The organism is Mycobacterium sp. 1274761.0 (genome assembly GCF_001668615.1).
Classification (GTDB): Bacteria; Actinomycetota; Actinomycetes; order Mycobacteriales; family Mycobacteriaceae; genus Mycobacterium.
Genome location: NZ_LZMC01000088.1, coordinates 1 through 17,998 on the forward strand (window position 1 = coordinate 1; position 17,998 = coordinate 17,998).

Consider the following 17,998-nt stretch of genomic DNA (forward strand, 5'->3'; position numbering starts at 1 on the left):
CGCAGCGGGTCGACGCTTTGGACCGGTTCGATCTCGAGTTGGTCGGCGTCGAGCACGACCCACTCCCCACCGCTATCGATCGAGACCGGCAGGACGAGCACCGACGCCTGCTCGGCAGCCGGGACCGCGCGCACCTCACCGCGGATGACCAGCCCGTCGCCGTGCCGCGTCGCCGTCAACCCGGAGTCGATGGCATAGGCGGCGATCACCGCACCGGAAGTCAGATCGGACAGCAGCGCCGCCGCGGGATCGTGGGCGGCGATCAGCGCGCTGGCAATGGCCGACGGCACGAACGGCCCGGGCACCGCGCCGTAGCCGAATTCGGCGAGGACGATCGCTAGCTCGAGGATCCCAAAGCCCTGTCCGCCAACGGCTTCCGACAGGTGGACCCCCTGCAGCCCCTGTTCGGCGGCGGCTTTCCAGTACGGCGGCGGGTTCGGGATCGGCGTTTCCAAGGCCTCATGCAGAACCTCCGACGGCGCGACGCGCGCCACGAAGGACCGAACGGAATCGGCGAGGTCGTTGTGCTCGGAATTCACTGCGATGGGCATGCGTGCACCTCTTCGTGGAGCGTCCCTAATAACCGGTCGGTTGGGAACGAGATTACTCGGGCGAGTTGACGACGTTTCGAAGGTCCCGCCCCTCGCGCATCCGGCGGCAGTTGTCGACGGCCTCGGCTAAATAGCGGCGCATGGTGTCGACGGTGTACCAGGTGACGTGCGGTGTCAGCACCACGTTGGCCAGGCTCAACAGCGGATTGTCGGCAGGCACCGGTTCGACGGCGAACACGTCGAGCCCCGCCGCAGCCAACCGGCCGCTGCGCAGTGCGTCGACCAGCGCCACCTCGTCGACGATCGGGCCGCGCGAGGTGTTGACCAGCACCGCGCCCGGTTTCATCGTGGCGAGCGCAGGCCCGTCGAACATGTCGGTCGTCGCCGACGTCAGCGGTAGGTGAAGCGACACGATGTCACTGGCGGCCAGCAGGTCCGGAAGCGAACGCCAGCCCGGGTGCCCGTCGTCTGCCGTGCGGGTGTGCAGCACCTCGGCCCCCATCGCGGCGACGATCGTCTCGACACGCTTGGCGATGTTGCCGTAGCCGACCAGCCCGACGGTGCACCCGCCGATGTCACGCACGGTTTCCCCGAGGCTCGGATTCGACGGCCAGCCTGCGCCGGCGCGGATGGCGCGGTCGAGTTCCGGCAGCCGACGCAGCGCGGCGAGCATCAGCAGGACGGCGCCTTCGGCGACGGACGCGGCGTTGGCGCCGGGCATATTGGCCACCGCGACCCCCAAGCGGGAGGCGGCGTCGACGTCGATGGTGTTGACGCCCGCACCCAGCTTGTGCACCAGCCTGCACCGCGATGCCCGTTCGAGGTCGTCGGCCGTCAACGGCCGCAAGACATGCCAGATCACCTCGGCGTCGGGCAGCTCGCGGTAGAAGGTCTCGTCGTCGTCCTCTGCGCAGAACCGGACATCGAGCCAATCACGTTCTGGAGCAATGAAATCAAGGACCTTGTCGCCGGCCACGAAATGAGCCAGAACCCTCACCGACGAGCGCTCGCGCGAGGAGTCAGCAGCTAGCGCCACCGCTTCGCGATCCACCTGGCGATCGTATCGGCCTTCTCACTGCGCGCTCCCGGCGTGGTGAAGTAGTGGTCGGTGTCGACCGAAGTCTGCGTCTTGTCGGTGCTGGCGAGCGCGTCGTATATGCGCTGGGCGTCGGAGGGATAGACGCCGGTGTCCTGGTCGGCGTTGATCACCAGCGCAGGGCAGTCGATGCGCGCCAGGTGCGGTTCAGCGCGGGTCTGGGCATGCCGCAGGCTCCACATGCCGAGCCAACTGCGCAGGGTGGATGCGGCGGCGATGCCGTGGGCCGACCGGTTGGCCTTGACCGGCGCACCGGCGTAACACATGTTGGCAGGCCTCTTGGTCGGCTCCAGCGTCGGGTCGACCATGCGGGGATCGGCCCATGTGCGCAGTACCGTGAACGGGCGATCGGAAAAGCCCGCTGCACGAACACGTTTGAGCTCACGCTCGGCCCAGTCGGTGATTGCGTTGTTGCGTTCCACTTGTGCTTCGCGGTAGCAGGCGACAAAGTCCCGGCTGTAGGGCGGTCCGTTGTTCCCGTTGAACAGGTCGAGATCGGGATCGGTTGCCACAGGGTCGTTTTCGTCGACCACGGCGGCATCCATCCACGCGGTCAGGACATCGGGCCTGCCGGGGTGTGCGGCGCTGGCGACGTACCCGTCGGCGGGGGGCAGCTCGGTCAGCCCAGCCGCCGGACGCATGCCCTCCGTCGGCGTCACGTGCGGATCCACCGCTTGGGCCTGGTAGGCCGCCATTAGTGAGCCGCCACCGGAATTACCCAGGAGCACAATAGTTTCCACGCCCTGCACCTCGCGTAACCAGCGCACGCCGACACCGATGTCGACAAGGGCATGGTCCAGCATGAAACTGCTTTCGTAGCCCCGGAAGCGGGTGTTCCAGCCCAGGAACCCGACGCCGCGGGTGGCCATGTAGTCGGCCAGATAGTGCTCCGAGAAGTCGATCTGGTAGTGGGCCGCAATCATCGCCACCTTGGGTTTGCGCCCCACGCCGCGGTGGTAGAGCCCCTGGCACGGATGCCCGCCAGAACCCGCCCGCCGCGCGGTCGGGGAATCCAGGCCGACGAATTCGCGCATCACTCCCGGGCTACCGGATGACGATGTCCTGGTCATTCAGTCCGGTCTCCTCATTGCCCCCGCCTGAACCCCGATGTTAGATTCGGATCTCGCCGCCGACAGGCGTTTCGCGCAAGGCGGCTCAAGGGGATGCGACATGATCAAACCTGACAACCACAATCCCGAATTCGCGCTCGGTGGTATCAACCACGTCGCGCTGGTCTGCTCGGACATGCAGAAGACCGTCGACTTCTATTCCGGTGTGCTGGGCATGCCGCTGATCAAATCGCTTGATCTGCCCGGCGGAATGGGCCAGCACTTCTTCTTCGACGCGGGCAACGGGGACTGTGTAGCGTTCTTCTGGTTCGCCGACGCCGCAGATCGCGTGCCCGGCATCTCCTCGCCCGCAGCGATTCCCGGCATCGGCGAGATCACCAGCTCGGTCAGTTCCATGAACCACCTGGCCTTCCACGTACCTCCTGAAAAGTTTGACGAATACCGGCAGCGCCTCAAGGACAAGGGCGTACGGGTGGGCCCGATTCTCAACCATGATGAGAGCGAAGCGCAGGTGTCGGCGACCGTGCACCCCGGCGTCTACGTGCGGTCCTTCTACTTCCATGACCCCGACGGCATCACGCTCGAGTTCGCTTGCTGGGTCAAGGAATTCGATGATGCCGATGCCCGGACCAAGCCGAAGACCGCCGCCGACCGCCGTCCGAAGGTGACCGCCGGCTAGTCGAAGTAAAGACCCGGGTCGGCCAGCGCGTCGAGGATCGACGTGAGCTGATCGATGAGTTGATCCTGGTCTAGCTCCACGTCGCCGGCCAGCCACGCGCTGAGCGTCTGGCCCACACCGCCCACGACGAAGTGAACGGCGGCCGTGCTCCTGCCCGTCCGGTCGCGGCGCAACGCCGTCTCGAGGTGTTGACCCAGCAGCAAGGCGAACACGGCGCCGAGCTCGGCGCGCTTACGCAGGATCACCGGGCTGGACAGCCGCACGTCGAACAGCACCCGGCCGATACGAGAGTCGGCGCCGATGGTGCGCACTAGGTTCGCGATGCCGGCGCGGCCCTGCCCGGCAGGCGGCGACGCGGCGACGGCGGCCTGGGTGGTGGCCGCGATGTCGGCGACGGCGGTGTCGAACACCGCGGCGACGAACTCGTCTTTGTCGGTGAAGCTTTCGTAGAAGTAACGGGCGGTCAGCCCCGACCGGCGACAGACCGCCCGCACGGTCAGTTCAGCGTCGCCGCCCTCCCCGCCGAGCAGGTCGAGGCCGGCGTCGAGCAGCCGCCGTCGGCGCAGGTCAATGCGCTCTGCCGCGTCGATTCCGCGGTACGGACGGATCTGGGCCACGCGGCTCATACTGCCATCTTGACAGCAGTTCAGGAGGAGGGGAATATCTGAGAACAGACGTTATCACAAATAGAAAACAGGTGGTCAATGGCGATCCTGCAGAGTCGAAGGGTTTCGAAGCCCGGTCCCGACGCCGTCGGCGGCATGATGGGCGTGGGCCTGCTGGCCGGCGCGGCCAACGTCATCATGCAGCTGTCACGGCCGGGCGTCGGCTACGGCGTGATGGAGAGCCGGGTCGAAAGCGGCCGCATCGACCGGCACCCGATCAAGCGGGCCCGCACCACCTTCACCTACCTTGCGGTTGCAGCGCAGGGGACACCGGAGCAGCAGGCGGCGTTCCGCCGTGCGGTGAACCGCGCCCACGCGCAGGTGTATTCAACCGAGGAAAGCCCGGTTTCCTACCACGCATTCGATCCCGACCTGCAGATGTGGGTCGGCGCCTGCATGTACAAGGGCATCATCGACATCTACAACGTCTTTGTCGGCGAGGTCGACGACGCCGCGGCAGCTCAGCTGTTCGAGGAGGGCATCGCGCTGGGCACCATGCTGCAAGTGCCGCGGGAGAAGTGGCCGGCTGACCAAACAGCGTTCGACCGCTACTGGGAAGAGTCGATGGAGAAGGTGCACATCGACGACGCGGTGCGCGACTTTCTGTGGCCCATCGCGGCAGGCCGGGTGCGGGGCGCGAAGATTCCCGCTCCGATACAGCGCCGGCTGGACGACTTCAACCTGCTCATCACGGGAGGCTTTCTGCCGCAACGCTTCCGCGAAGAAATGCGGCTGGAGTGGGATTCCGACAAGCAGCGCCGGTTCGAGAAGTTGATCAAACGCATCCGGTTCGTCAACGACCGGCTGCCCCGTTTTCTGCGGGAGTTCCCCTTCAACGTCCTGCTGAAGGATCTCGACTGGCGGATCAGGACCGGGCGCGCGCTGGTCTGAAACGAGCCGCGTATAACCGAAGTTATGCGCAGCGATGACGACAGCTGGGACATCACCACGAGCGTGGGCGCCACCGCCCTGTTCGTCGCGGCCGCGCGAGCGCTGGAGGCCAACAAAGCCGATCCGCTCGTCGTCGATCCTTATGCGGAGATGTTCTGCCGGGCGGTCGGTGGGCAGTGGGCCGACGTTCTCGACGGCAAGGCGCTCGACGACAAGCTGATGACGGAATTCGGTGGGCACTTCGTCAACTACCAGGCTGCCCGCACCAAGTACTTCGACGAATGCTTCTATGCCGCCGCCGATGCGGGCGTGCGTCAGGTCGTCATTCTCGCGGCCGGGCTGGACTCCCGCGCCTATCGGCTGGCCTGGCCCGACGGCACCGTCGTCTACGAGCTGGATCGACCGCAGGTGCTGGAATTCAAGCGGGGCGTGCTCGCCTCCAACGGTGAGTCGCCGACCGCCGAGCGCCATGAAATCGCCGTCGACCTGCGCGACGATTGGCCACAGGCCCTGCTGCACAGAGGATTCGACGCGGCCACGCCGTCGGTGTGGCTGGTCGAAGGGTTGCTGGTGTACCTGCCGGCCGCGGCGCAGGCCGAGTTGTTCACCGGCATCAACGGCCTGGCGTCCCCGGGCAGCCGCGTCGCTGTCGACGACGGAAAACCCTTCAGCGACGAGCTCTTTCAATCGGCACGTGAACAAGAACTCGCATCGTCCGACGAGGGCGACGCGCGGTTCTTCTCCCTGATCTACAACGAACAGCACGCCCCGGCGATCCAATGGTTCAGCGAGCACGGGTGGAGCGGCAGCGACATCGACCTGCCCAGCTATTTCCGCCAGATCGGCCGCCCCGTTCCAGAGCCAAGCTCCGAGGCCTACCCGATGTTTGCGAATATCTCGCTGGTCAACGCCGTCAAGCGGTGACGGGGTCACTCGCCACCCGTTCCGGGTGCGTCTCGACAGCTTAGCTAGGTAATGCTAACTTCACTCAAGTTAGGCTAACCAAAGCTAGGAGACGTGGGCCCGAATGGGGAGTGACGTGCTTACGGCTCGGGTGGACAGCGATGTCGTAACCCGGTTCGCGACCTGCTGTCGGGCATTGGGCCTGTCGGTGCACGACCGCCAACGGCCCGCCGACAAGTCGGCCGCCCGCACCGGCTTCACCGCCCTGACCCACATCGCCGCCGACCACTGCGATGCCTGGACCGGGCTTGCTGCCTCCGGTGACGTCTCACCGACGGTGATCGAGTCGGTCTGGCGGACCTCGGCCACCGCAGGCCTGCTGGCACGTCAGATCGTGCTGTCGCCAAGGGCACTCGGCTTCGAGTACGACACCGGTCTCTATCTGCGATTCCGCGCCGCCGATCCCGACGACTACCAATTGGCCTACGCCGCAACGCTTTGCGATCAGCACGACTACCAGGAAGCCGACCGGCTCATCGCCGAAGTCCTGGAGCGGCGGCCCGACTGGCAGCAGGCGCTGTGGCTTCGGGTCGCGCTGAACTACCGGACGCAGCGCTGGTCCGACGTGGTGCGGCTGCTCACCCCGGTGGTCAACGAGCCGACGCTGGACGAGTTCTATGCCCATGCCGCGCGGGTGACGCTGGGTATTGCGCTCGCCCACGTCGGGATGTTCGCTCCCGCGCTGTCGCACCTCGAGGACCCAGCGGGCCCCATTGGAGTCGCCGCCGTCGACGGTGCACTGGCGAAGGCGCTGGCGTTGCGGGCCCAGGGCGACGACGAGGAAGCCGCCGAAGTCCTACAGGACCTGTACGCCGCCCACCCGGAGAACACCGATGTCGAGCAGGCGCTGTCGGACTCGACGGTCGGGTTCGTCACCACCACCGCCGCCCGCATCGAGGCCCGCACCGACCCATGGGATCCCGACACCGAACCCGGTGAAGCGGATTTCGTCGACCCCGGCGCCAAGGAACGCAAGGCGCATCTGCTGATCGAGGCGGAAGCCGAACTGGCCGAGTTCATCGGCCTCGAAGAGGTGAAGTATCAGGTTGCGCGGCTGAAGAGTTCGGTCGCCATGGCGCTGCGGCGCCAAGAACGCGGGCTGACCGTCGCCAACCGGACCAACCACCTGGTGTTCGCCGGCCCGCCCGGTACGGGAAAAACGACGATCGCCCGGGTGGTCGCCAAGATCTATTGCGGCCTGGGCCTTTTGAAGAAGGAGACCGTCCGCGAGGTGCACCGCGCCGACCTGATCGGCCAGCACATCGGCGAGACCGAAGCCAAGACCAACGCGATCATCGACAGCGCACTCGACGGCGTGCTGTTCCTCGACGAGGCGTACGCATTGGTCGCCACCGGCGCGAAGAACGACTTCGGGTTGGTGGCTATCGACACCCTGCTGGCGCGGATGGAGAACGACCGTGACCGTCTGGTTGTCATCGTCGCCGGGTACCGCGCCGACCTCGACATGTTCCTGGACACCAACGAAGGGTTGCGGTCGCGGTTTACGCGCAGCATCGACTTTCCCTCCTATACGCCGAAAGAGCTCACCGAAATCGCACAGCGGATGGCCGAGAAGCGCGACAGCGTCTTCGAGCCGGCCGCACTCGCCGACATGGAAAACCTGTTCAGCTATCTCGCCGATACGTCTTCACCGGACGCCAACGGGGTGTCGAGACGCGGTCTCGACATCGCTGGCAACGGCCGGTTCGTCCGTAATCTCGTGGAGCGATCGGAAGAGGAGCGCGAATACCGGCTCGACCATTCCGACACCGAGGACTTCACCGACGACGAGCTGATGACGATCATCGACGCGGATGTCCAGCAATCGATCACCCCGCTGCTTCGCGGCCTCGGCCTCACGGTGTCGCAGTGAGCGGCCAGGCAGACGACCGTCGCGCCTTCACGCCCCGCACGCCGGCCAACGAGAACCCCGACGGCGTGTCATATCGGCGTGGCTTCGTCACCCGTCACCAGGTGTCAGGCTGGCGATTCCTCATGCGGCGTATCGCATCCGGGGTCGCGCTACACGACACCCGGATGCTGGTCGACCCGCTGCGCACCCAGACCAGGGCCGTGTGGGTCGGGGCGCTGGTCGTCGTCACCGGCGTGGCCGGATGCTTCCTGTTCTCGCTGATCCGGCCGGGAGGCGTGGCGGGCAACGAGGCGGTGCTCGCGGACCGGTCCACCGCCGCGCTGTACGTCAAGGTCGACGAGCAGCTGCACCCGGTGCTCAATCTGGCGTCGGCGCGCCTCATCGTCGGCAGGCCCGACAACCCGACGACGGTGAAGTCGGCAGAACTCGACAGGTTCGGCCGCGGCAACCTTCTCGGCATCCCCGGCGCGCCGGAACGCATGGTGCAGAACACTTCTCGAGATGCGGACTGGACGGTCTGCGACGCCGCATCCGGACCGGCACGCGGCCCGACCGTGATCGCGGGTCACCTCGCCGGAGGCGGAGAACGTGCCGGCGCGCTGCCGGAGAACTCCGCGGTGCTCGCCGAGAACGGCGGGCGCACCTGGCTGCTGTGGCAGGGCAGACGCAGCCCGCTCGACCTCAACGAGCGCGCGGTTGCCGACGCGCTCGGCCTAGGCGCTGGCCCGCTCACACCTCGCCCCATAGCCACCGGCCTGTTCAACGCCGTCCCCGAATCGCCCGCCCTGAGGGCTCCGTCGATCCCGGGAGCCGGCGAACCGCCGCGATATCCGCTGCCGGTAGACGCGCCCGTCGGCGCTGTGGTGGTCGCCTTCGACACCGAAAACACCGTGCGCCACTACGCGGTCCTGGCCGACGGTCTGCAACCGATCCCGCCGGTGCTGGCCGCGATCCTGCGTAACACCAACTCATTCGGTCTCGACCAGCCGCCGCGGCTCGGCGCCGACGAGGTGTCGCGGACGCCGGTTGCCTCATCTATCGGGGCCCTCGACACCGGTGTGTTCCCCAACGATCCGGTCACCCTGGTCGATACCGCCGAGGCCCCGGTCATCTGCGCGCACTGGGCCAAGCCGGAGGGCGCGAACGTCAGCGGTCTGACCTTACTCTCAGGGGCCGCCCTGCCGCTCGAAACCGGAACGCCCACAGTTGATCTCGTCGCATCCGGAACGCGGGTCGTGGTGGCGCCCGGCCGCGGGTACCTGGTCCAGACCGTGGGACAGGAGCCTGGGTCACCGGTCGCCGGCGCACAGTTCTGGGTCAGCGACACCGGCGTCCGCTACGGCATCGACACCACGGGTGACACCAAAGCCGTTCAAGCGCTGGGCATCACCGCGCCGCCGCTGCCGATCCCGTGGTCGGTGCTGTCCCTGTATGCCGCTGGGCCGACCTTGTCCCGCGACAGCGCGCTGACCGTCCACGACACGATCCAGACACAGTCCGCCGCGATGGCGGGGGAGAACCGATGAGCAGGCTGATATTCGAGGCGCACCGCCGGTTGCCCCGGCCTGAGGTACGCAAACCCACGATCACCATCGAGCCTCCACCGGAACTGCCGCGGCTGGTGCCGCCATCACTGCTGCGACGGGTGCTGCCGTACCTGATCGTGATCCTGATCGTCGGGATGATCGTCGCGTTGGTGGCCACCGGCATGCGGCTCATCTCGCCGACCACCCTGTTCTTCCCATTCGTTCTGTTGTTGGCGGCCACCGCTTTGTACCGGGGTTCGGACAACAAGATGCGCACCGAGGAGGTCGACGCCGAGCGCGCCGACTACCTGCGGTACCTGTCGGTGCTGCGCGACAACGTGCGGGCCCACGCCGCCGAACAGCGCGCCGCACTCGAGTGGTCGCATCCGGCGCCCGACACGCTGGCCGTCATCGCAGGCACCCGCAGGCAATGGGAACGCGATCCGCACGACGACGATTACCTTGTGGTGCGGGCAGGTCTGCACGAGGCGCCGCTGAAGACCACGCTGCGCGTCAAGGACACCGCAGACGAGATCGACCTGGAGCCCGTCTCGCACAGTGCATTACGCGGGCTGCTCGACACCCAGCGCACGCTCCATGACGTGCCCGCAGGCGTCGACATCACCAAGATGTCTCGCATCAACTTCGTCGGCGAGCCCGACGACGTGCGCGCGGCGCTACGCGCGTGGATCGCACAGGCCGTCACTTGGCACGACCCGGAGGTCCTCGGTCTCGCGGTCGCCACCCCGGAGCTGGACGCCGACCACTGGACATGGCTGAAATGGTTGCCGCACACCGATATTCCCGGTGAAGCGGACGGCGTCGGACCTGCCCGACGGTTGACGACCAGTGCCGACGAGCTGCGTCAGCTGGTCGCCGGGCTCGACTGGACCAAGCACCTGCTGGTGATACTCGACGAACCAGACGCCGATGCAGACGATTTCGTCGGCGCGCAGAACCTGGACGGGGTCACCGTCATCCACACGTCGGCCATCGAACCGCACCGCGACCAGTACCCGGACCCCGAGCGGCCGGTGCTGCGGATCGCCGACGGCTCCCTCCACAGGTGGCAGGGCGCGGCCGGATGGCAGCCCTACATCGGCCGGGCCGACACCCTCGCTGTGGCCGACGCGGCGCACTTGGCGCGGCGGTTGTCCCGCTGGGATTCCAACCCGCTGCACACCCGTTCCTCGAGCACCGGCGGCGGCACGTTCGGCACGCTGCTGTCCATCCCGGACGCTTCGGCGCTCGACGTCGCGCAGCTGTGGGCGCCGCGCCCGCGCGATGAGGAACTCCGGGTGCCGATCGGCGTCACCTCCACCGGCGAGCCCCTGTACTTCGACCTCAAGGACGAAGCAGAGGGCGGCATGGGCCCGCACGGCCTGATGATCGGCATGACCGGTTCGGGCAAGTCCCAGACGCTGATGTCGATTCTGTTGTCGCTGTTGACAACTCACCCCGCCGACCGGCTGATCGTCATCTACGCCGACTTCAAGGGTGAAGCCGGCGCCGATATCTTCCGCAACTTCCCCCAGGTCGTCGCCGTCATCTCGAACATGGCCGAGAAGAAGTCGTTGGCCGACCGGTTCGCCGACACCCTGCGCGGTGAGGTGGCGCGCCGCGAGCAGTTGCTGCGCGATGCCGGGCGCCGGGTCCAGGGCAGTGCCTTCAACTCAGTGCTCGAATACGAGGCCGCTTGTGAAAGGGAAGGAGCGGCTGGTCACGACCTTCCTCCGATACCGACGCTGTTCGTCGTGGCCGACGAGTTCACCCTGATGCTGGCCGACCACCCTGAGTACGCCGAGCTGTTCGACTACGTCGCGCGGAAAGGCCGCTCGTTCCGCATCCACATCCTGTTCGCATCGCAGACGCTCGACGTCGGCAAGATCAAGGACATCGACAAGAACACGTCGTATCGGATCGGCCTGAAGGTTGCCAGCCCCAGCATCTCTCGCCAGATCATCGGCGTCGAGGACGCCTATCACATCGAGTCCGGCAGAGAACACAAGGGAGTCGGCTTCCTTGTGCCCGCACCGGGAGCTGTGCCGATCAAATTCCGCAGCACCTATGTCGACGGGATCTACGAACCACCGCGGCGAGCGAAATCCATCGTGGTGCACGCCGATCCGCAACCGCAGCTGTTTACCGCCTCGCGGGTGGAGCCGCCGCCCGAGACGGCGATCGCGGACTCCGATGGCGACGCAGACGTGCGGCCGCCGCGCAAGCTCATCGCCACCATCGGCGACCAGCTGGCGAAGTACGGACCGCGCGCCCCGCAGCTGTGGCTGCCGCCGCTGGACGAACCGCTGCCGCTAGAGGAGGTCCTGCAGCGAGCCGACATTCCGGATCGGCAGTGGCGCTGGCCGCTCGGCGAAATCGATCGGCCCTTCGAAATGCGCCGCGACCCGTTGATCTTCGACGCCACCTCGTCGGCAGGCAACATGGTGATCCATGGTGGGCCGAAGTCCGGCAAGTCGACGGCGCTTCAGACGTTCATCCTGTCGGCAGCGGCGCTGCATTCGCCGCGCGATGTCACGTTCTATTGCCTCGATTACGGCGGCGGACAGCTGACGCAGCTGGCCGGACTCGCCCACGTCGGCAGCGTCGCGTCGCCGCTGGAGCCAGAACGGATCAGGCGCACGTTCGGTGAGCTGGAGCAGCTGCTGTTGGCGCGACAGCGGCACGCGCACGCGAGGAGCGATAAGGGGGGCGGCTGTGCTGACCGCGATGACGGTTACGGCCAAGTGTTCCTCGTCATCGATAACCTCTACGCGTTCAGCAGAGACAACACCGACCAGTTCAACACCCGGAACCCGTTGCTGGCCAAGGTCACCGAGCTGGTCAACGCGGGCCTGTCGTACGGCATCCATGTCGTCATCACCACCCCGAACTGGATCGAGGTGCCGTTGACGATGCGCGACGGTCTCGGTCTGCGCCTCGAGCTCAAGCTCCACGACGCACAGGACAGCAACGTGCGCGTCGTGGGTGCCCTGCGACGGCCCGCCGAGAGCGTGCCGGCAGACCAACCAGGACGCGGCCTGACCATGGCGGCCGAGCACTTCCTGTTCGCCGCGCCGCCGCTGAACGCGATCGGTGAACTCAATGCGCGCTACCGCGGTCTGACCGCGCCGCCGGTGCGACTGCTGCCCACCGACCTGCGTCCCGAGACCGTCGCGCCGCTGTATGCGGGCCCCGAACGGATCGTCGTCGGTCAGCGCGAGGAAGACCTCGCCCCGGTCACGCTAGACTTCGTGCAGAACCCGCTGTTGATGGTGTTCGGCGACAACCGATCCGGCAAGACGACCTTGCTGCGCCACATCATCCGCACGCTGCGCGAGAACACGACGGAAGACCGGATCGCCTTCACGGTCATCGACCGGCGACTCCATCTTGTCGACGAGCCACTATTCCCGGAGAACGAGTACACCCCCAACATCGACCGGATCACCCCGGCGATGCTCGGTCTGTCGTCGATCATCGAGAAGCGCAGGCCGCCAACCGGTCTCACTCGTGAGGAGCTGAGCGGCTGGTCATACACCGGCCATACCCACTACCTGATCGTCGACGACGTCGACCAGATCCCGGACGCCCCTGCGATGGGTGGGCCGTTCGTCGGGCAGCGCCCGTGGACGAGCCTGATCGGGCTGCTGTCCGAGGCCGGCGACCTCGGCCTGCGGGTGATCGTCACGGCACGGGCCACCGGATCGGCGCATGCGGTGATGACCGCCCCGCTGCTGCGTCGCCTCAACGAGCTGCAGGCGACCACACTGATGCTGTCGGGCAACCCGCAGGACAGCGGCAAGATCCGTGGCCAGCGCTTCAGCCGGCTACCCGCGGGCAGGGCAATCCTGTTGAGCGACAGCGATTCGCCGACATACCTACAGATCGTCAACCCGCTTGTTTCAGAAGCGGTCGCACATGGCAACGGTGAGAGAAAGGACTACGGCCGATGACTCTGCGAGTAATTCCCGAGGGACTGACGGCGGCCAGCGCGGCGGTCGAGGCGCTGACGGCGCGGCTGGCGGCCGCACATGCCGGCGCGGCGACGCTCGTCACCGCCGTGATACCGCCGGCCGCTGACCCTGTTTCGCTGCAGACCGCAGTCGGGCTCAGCGCACACGGCGCCCAGCACGCCACCGTCGCCGCCCAGGGCGTCGAGGAGCTGGGCCGGTCCGGTACCGGCGTCGGGGAGTCGGCGGCCAGCTACGCCACCGGAGATGCCGCGGCCGCGGCGTCCTACCTCGTGGCGCGGGGCTGACGATGACCGGTCCGTGGATGGCGCTACCCCCGGAGGTGCACTCGACGCTGCTGAGCAGCGGTCCGGGACCGGGGTCGTTGCTTGCCGCGGCAGGGGCCTGGCAGGCGTTGAGCGCAGAATATGCCTCTGCCGCAGCCGAACTCACGGCCCTGCTGGGCGAGGTGCAGGCGGGATCGTGGGAGGGGCCGAGCGCCGAACAGTACGTAGCGGCCCACGCGCCCTACCTGGCCTGGCTCGCCGATGCGAGCGCGAACAGCGCCGCAGCGGCCGTGCAGCACGAGACCGCCGCCGCCGCTTACACCACCGCACTGGCCACCATGCCGACAATGCCCGAACTGGTCACCAACAAAGTCGTGCACGGCGTTTTGGTGGCCACCAACTTCCTCGGCATCAACACGATCCCCATCGCGGTCAACGAGGCCGACTATGTCCGGATGTGGATTCAGGCGGCCACCGTGATGGGCACATACGAAGCGGTATCGGGTGCGGCGCTCGCGGCGGCCCCGGTCATGCCTCCCGCGCCGCTTCTGCTGCAGCCGGGTGTCGGCGAAGCGGGCAATGCGGCAGCGACGGTCCACCAGATGGCCGCCCAGGCGCAGGCTGCGGAATCGGGTAGCTCCCTGGATCTTTCGGACATCATCTCCGACCTGCTGGCCTACTATCAGGACTACCTCGACCAGCTCTACGGTCCCATTCTCGATTTCCTGAGGGATCCGTTCAACAGCATCATCCAGCTGATCCGTGATTTTCTGACCAATCCGGCCGGCGCCCTGGTCACATGGTGGCCGCTGCTCTTCGCAGTGGGTTATCTGGTCATCACCAACCTCCTCGGCTGGCCCACCTGGGCGATGATCCTGAGTGCGCCGTTCCTGATCCCGTTGTTGATCGGTCTCGGACTGGCATACCTTGCGCCGGTCGCGGCGCAGGAAGCACCCCCCGCCGATGCCCCCGCGGCTGAGCCGCACGCGCCTGTGTCAGCACCGGCGCGGGCCGAACAAACGGCCCAGTGGCCGGTAGCCGGTATCGCCCCGACGACGGTCAGCCCCGGCGTCGCCCCGTCGAGTGCTGTCAGCCCCGCCGCGCCGAGCACGGCTGCGCCCGCGCCGGCAGCACCGGCTCAGCTGGTGCCGTACGCCGTGCGCGGCGACGACCCGGGCGAGGGGTTCACGCCGACGCTGCGAGACAGCGCAGCCGCAAAGGCCCCCGCCGCCGACATCCCCTCGGCTGCGGCGCTGGCCGCCGCGGCGGCCGCACGCGAGAAGAGGCGGGCCCGCAGGCGCGCGAAGGCCAAAGAGCGCGGCTACCGTGACGAGTACATGGACCTGGAACCCGAAATCGATTCCAGTCCACCGCAATCCGAAGAGGCTCGCGTTTCGGCGTCACTGCGCGGCGCTGATCCGATGGCTTTCAGCGGCACCGCGACGAAGTCCGATGCGCCCGCCGCCGGGCTGACCCGGCTGCCAGGTGACGCATTCGGCGGCGGAGCCGTCGCCCCGATGTTGCCCACCACGTGGCATGCAGATGATCAGGAAACCGAAAAAGGAACCGAAAAAGGAACCGAAAAAGGAAAAGGAAGGAAGAAGCCATGAGCCTCCTCGATGCTCATATCCCGCAACTGGTCGCATCGGAGGCGGCCTTCGGCGCCAAGACGGCGTTGATGCGGAGCACCATCGCACAGGCTGAGCAGGCGGCCACCTCCGCACAGGCGTTCCACATGGGGGAGTCGTCGGCGGCATTCCAGGCCGCCCACGCCCGGTTCGTCGAGGTGTCGGCGAAGGTCAATGCGCTGCTCGACATCGCACAGCTCAACCTCGGCGACGCCGCGGGTAATTACGTCGCCCAAGACGCCGCCGCCGCCAGCACCTACACCTCTATCTGAGTCAGATCGGAAAGGCCCAAAACCATGTCCCAGATCATGTACAACTACCCGGCGATGCTGGCGCATTCGGGTGAGATGGCAAGCTACGCAGCGGCATTGCACGCCGTCGGCGCGGACATCGCCAGCGAGCAGGCCGCATTGGCCGGCGCGTGGCAGGGTGACACCGGCATGACCTACCAGGCGTGGCAGGCGCAGTGGAACACCTCCATGGAAGAGCTCGTGCGCGCATACCGGGCGATGGCCTCGACCCACGAGCAGAACACCATGTCCATGAACGCCCGCGACCAGGCCGAGGGCGCCAAATGGGGATAGATGCGCCCTAACGCCGTCGAGCTGACCGTCGAACGGGCGTGGCGGATCGCGGATTCCCTTGGCGCGGGCAGTTTTCCGTGGGTGCTGGCGATCACGCCGCTGACACCCGGCAGCGGCGATCACATCCAGGTTGTCGCCGAACCCGTTGTCGAAGAATGGATCCGGCTGGCCTGCCATCCGGCGCAATGGCTCGAGCTCCGATTCGTCACCGCAGGCGGCGACCTGCTGCGGGGGCTCATCGCGCGCCGCGGTGACCGGACTGTGGTGGCCCTGCGCAACGCGCACCTGGTCACCTTCACCGAGATGGACATCGGCGATCCGCACGCGCTGGTGCCGATCGTGACCGCGGGCCTGTCGGGGCGGGCGCCGGCGCGGTTTGACGAGTTCATGCTGCCTGCGCAGGTCGGTGCAAGGGCGGACGAACGGATCCGCAACGGCACGCCGGTCGACGAGGTGCTGGAGTTCCTCGGCATCCCGCCGTCCGCGCGCCCTGTGGTGGCGTCGGTGTTCGAGGATCGCCGTACCTACGTCGAGATCGTCGCGGGGCAGCGCCGCGACGGCCACCACGTGGCGACCGACGTCGGTGTCGGCATCATCGATTCTTCTCAGGGTCGCGTGGTCGTCAGCCCGACTCGCGCACCCGACGGAGAGTGGATCTCCACCTTCTCCCCGGGCACACCGTTCGCGATCGCCACGGCCGTCGACCGGCTGATTGCCGCGCTACCGGACGGCTCCTGGTTTCCCGACCTACAGCTCACCCGCGACTTCGACCACACAACGGAACACCAGAGAGAGCACCAGAAAACGGCATGTCCAACAACACTGTGATACCCATTGTCCGCGTCGCCGTGCTGGCCGGCTTCCAGTCCGACACAGCATCGGAGACCGCCGCGCGGCTTACCGAGCTGGCGCTGCCCGCGGAGCTGCCGCTGCGCGAAATCCTGCCCGCCGTCCAGCGTCTCGCGGCGCCTGCCGAGGACGGCAGCCCGGTGCGGCTGAGCCTCGCGCCGATCGGCGGGGCCCCGTTCAGCCTCGACGCCACCCTTGACACGGTCGGCGTGGTCGACGGCGATGTGCTGGCCCTGCAACCCGTGCCTGCGGGCCCGTCGTCGCCCCCGATCGTCGAGGACATCGCCGACGCCGCGGTGCTCTTCTCAGAGGCCAGAAGCCGGCCGTGGGGCATCGGTCAAATCCGCCGCGCCACGGCTCTAGCGGTCATCGGCCTGATCCTGGTCGGCACCGCATTCGCCGTCGCTCATCATCTCGCGACGGCGCAACTCATCGGCCTGGCGACGGTCAGCGCCATCGCGGCGGCAGCGGTGCTGGCGTCGCTGCTCACCCGGACACGACTGCCGGCTTTTGCGGTGGCACAGGCGATTACCGCCCTCGTCCCGGTCGGCGCGGCGTTCGCGCTGGCGGTGCCGGGCGACTTCGGAGCAGCAAACGTGGTGCTGGGCGCTGCGGGTGTGACGGCGTGGGCGTTGATCAGTCGAATCGTCTCCGATCGTGCGGTGGCGTTCTTCACCGCCGCGGTGGTGACGGGACTGGGTGTGCTTGCCGCGGCGGGAGTGGCGACGTTGTGGCACTTCCCCGTCCGCACCATCGGCTGCGGGTTGATCGTCGCTGCGCTGCTGGTGACGGTGCAGGCCGCCGCGCTCTCTGCGCTGTGGGCACGGTTCCCGTTGCCGGTCATCCCGGCGCCGGGTGATCCGACCCCGTCGGCTCAGCCGCGCCGCGTGCTCGAAGACCTGCCGCGCAGGGTGAGGCTCAGCGATTCGCACCAGACGGGATTCATCGCCGCCGGGGTGCTGCTGTCGGTCCTCGGATCGCTGCTTGTCGTCGGCCTGCCCGCCGACCCGCCCGGCGTGTGGGCGTGGGTGCTCGTCGCCGCCGCGGCCGCCGGGGCGACGTTGCGCGCGCGGGTATGGGACACCGCCGCCTGCAAGGCCTGGCTGCTGGCTCACGCGCACCTGTTGACGGTGTCGCTCGTCGTTGCCTTCGCGGTGACGGGGCGCTATCACGCGGCGTGGTGGACGTTGGCGGTGTTAGCAGCGCTGGTCGCGGTGTGGGTCGTCGTCACGTTGAACCCGTCGGTCGCTGAACCGGACACGTACTCGTTGCCCATACGCCGCCTGCTCGGCTTTGCGGCGGCCGCAGTCGATGCGTCGGTCATCCCGGTCGCGGCCTACCTCGTCGGTCTGTTCGAGTTGGTGCTGAATCGGTGAAACGTTGCGT

General features: G+C 67.4%; 16 protein-coding genes. 12 read left to right on the plus strand and 4 right to left on the minus strand.

Features of this window, described 5'->3' with window-relative positions; genetic code table 11:
* The 3 genes from A5651_RS18280 to A5651_RS18290 all read right to left on the minus strand — a co-directional run.
* The coding region (locus A5651_RS18280; protein ID WP_197496671.1) for an acyl-CoA dehydrogenase family protein at positions 1 to 551 on the minus strand (551 nt) is incomplete at its 3' end.
* A gap of 52 nt (positions 552 to 603) precedes the next feature.
* On the minus strand, positions 604 to 1,602 hold the full coding sequence (locus A5651_RS18285; RefSeq protein ID WP_369803971.1) for a 2-hydroxyacid dehydrogenase: 999 nt from the start codon (positions 1,600 to 1,602) through the stop codon (positions 604 to 606).
* Positions 1,578 to 2,717 (minus strand): alpha/beta hydrolase, encoded by a 1,140-nt coding sequence (locus tag A5651_RS18290; protein ID WP_066983966.1) that lies wholly within the window; start codon positions 2,715 to 2,717, stop codon positions 1,578 to 1,580. Before A5651_RS18290 ends, A5651_RS18285 begins: the two co-directional genes overlap by 25 nt.
* A 100-nt stretch (positions 2,718 to 2,817) precedes the next feature.
* Between A5651_RS18290 and A5651_RS18295 the strand changes: the two genes are divergently transcribed.
* Complete coding sequence (locus A5651_RS18295; RefSeq protein WP_066983970.1) at positions 2,818 to 3,396, plus strand: VOC family protein; 579 nt, start codon at positions 2,818 to 2,820, stop codon at positions 3,394 to 3,396.
* Here the strand turns inward: A5651_RS18295 and A5651_RS18300 are convergent.
* Positions 3,393 to 4,022, minus strand: a complete 630-nt coding sequence (locus A5651_RS18300) for a TetR/AcrR family transcriptional regulator (protein WP_066983974.1) — start codon at positions 4,020 to 4,022, stop codon at positions 3,393 to 3,395. The genes A5651_RS18295 and A5651_RS18300 overlap by 4 nt on opposite strands.
* Before the next feature lie 78 nt (positions 4,023 to 4,100).
* Here A5651_RS18300 and A5651_RS18305 point away from each other — a divergent pair, with 78 nt between their 5' ends.
* From A5651_RS18305 to eccD, 11 genes are all read left to right on the plus strand, one after another.
* Positions 4,101 to 4,952: an oxygenase MpaB family protein gene (locus tag A5651_RS18305; protein ID WP_082943834.1), complete on the plus strand. Its 852-nt coding sequence runs from the start codon at positions 4,101 to 4,103 to the stop codon at positions 4,950 to 4,952.
* 24 nt (positions 4,953 to 4,976) lie between these two features.
* Positions 4,977 to 5,876 (plus strand): class I SAM-dependent methyltransferase, encoded by a 900-nt coding sequence (locus A5651_RS18310; RefSeq protein WP_066983979.1) that lies wholly within the window; start codon positions 4,977 to 4,979, stop codon positions 5,874 to 5,876.
* A gap of 103 nt (positions 5,877 to 5,979) precedes the next feature.
* Positions 5,980 to 7,788, plus strand: coding sequence for a type VII secretion AAA-ATPase EccA (eccA, locus tag A5651_RS18315; protein ID WP_066983982.1), 1,809 nt, complete (start codon positions 5,980 to 5,982; stop codon positions 7,786 to 7,788).
* Positions 7,785 to 9,314 (plus strand): type VII secretion protein EccB, encoded by a 1,530-nt coding sequence (gene eccB / locus A5651_RS18320; RefSeq protein ID WP_066983985.1) that lies wholly within the window; start codon positions 7,785 to 7,787, stop codon positions 9,312 to 9,314. Before eccA ends, eccB begins: the two co-directional genes overlap by 4 nt.
* Positions 9,311 to 13,267 (plus strand): type VII secretion protein EccCa, encoded by a 3,957-nt coding sequence (gene eccCa / locus A5651_RS18325; protein ID WP_066983987.1) that lies wholly within the window; start codon positions 9,311 to 9,313, stop codon positions 13,265 to 13,267. The genes eccB and eccCa overlap by 4 nt, the downstream gene beginning before the upstream one ends.
* Positions 13,264 to 13,572 (plus strand): PE family protein, encoded by a 309-nt coding sequence (locus A5651_RS18330; protein WP_066983990.1) that lies wholly within the window; start codon positions 13,264 to 13,266, stop codon positions 13,570 to 13,572. Before eccCa ends, A5651_RS18330 begins: the two co-directional genes overlap by 4 nt.
* A gap of 2 nt (positions 13,573 to 13,574) precedes the next feature.
* Complete coding sequence (locus tag A5651_RS18335) at positions 13,575 to 15,161, plus strand: PPE family protein (RefSeq protein ID WP_066983993.1); 1,587 nt, start codon at positions 13,575 to 13,577, stop codon at positions 15,159 to 15,161.
* Positions 15,158 to 15,451 carry a type VII secretion system protein EsxG gene (esxG, locus tag A5651_RS18340; protein WP_066983996.1) on the plus strand — a complete coding sequence of 98 codons (294 nt, stop codon included), beginning with the start codon at positions 15,158 to 15,160 and terminating at the stop codon, positions 15,449 to 15,451. Before A5651_RS18335 ends, esxG begins: the two co-directional genes overlap by 4 nt.
* 24 nt (positions 15,452 to 15,475) lie before the next feature.
* Complete coding sequence (locus A5651_RS18345) at positions 15,476 to 15,763, plus strand: WXG100 family type VII secretion target (protein WP_066983999.1); 288 nt, start codon at positions 15,476 to 15,478, stop codon at positions 15,761 to 15,763.
* Entirely contained in the window at positions 15,764 to 16,591 is an 828-nt protein-coding gene (locus A5651_RS18350) for an ESX secretion-associated protein EspG (RefSeq protein ID WP_066984002.1), read from the plus strand. It abuts the gene before it with no gap.
* Positions 16,573 to 17,988 carry a type VII secretion integral membrane protein EccD gene (eccD, locus tag A5651_RS18355; protein WP_066984004.1) on the plus strand — a complete coding sequence of 472 codons (1,416 nt, stop codon included), beginning with the start codon at positions 16,573 to 16,575 and terminating at the stop codon, positions 17,986 to 17,988. The genes A5651_RS18350 and eccD overlap by 19 nt, the downstream gene beginning before the upstream one ends.
* The last annotated feature ends 10 nt before the right edge of the window (positions 17,989 to 17,998 follow it).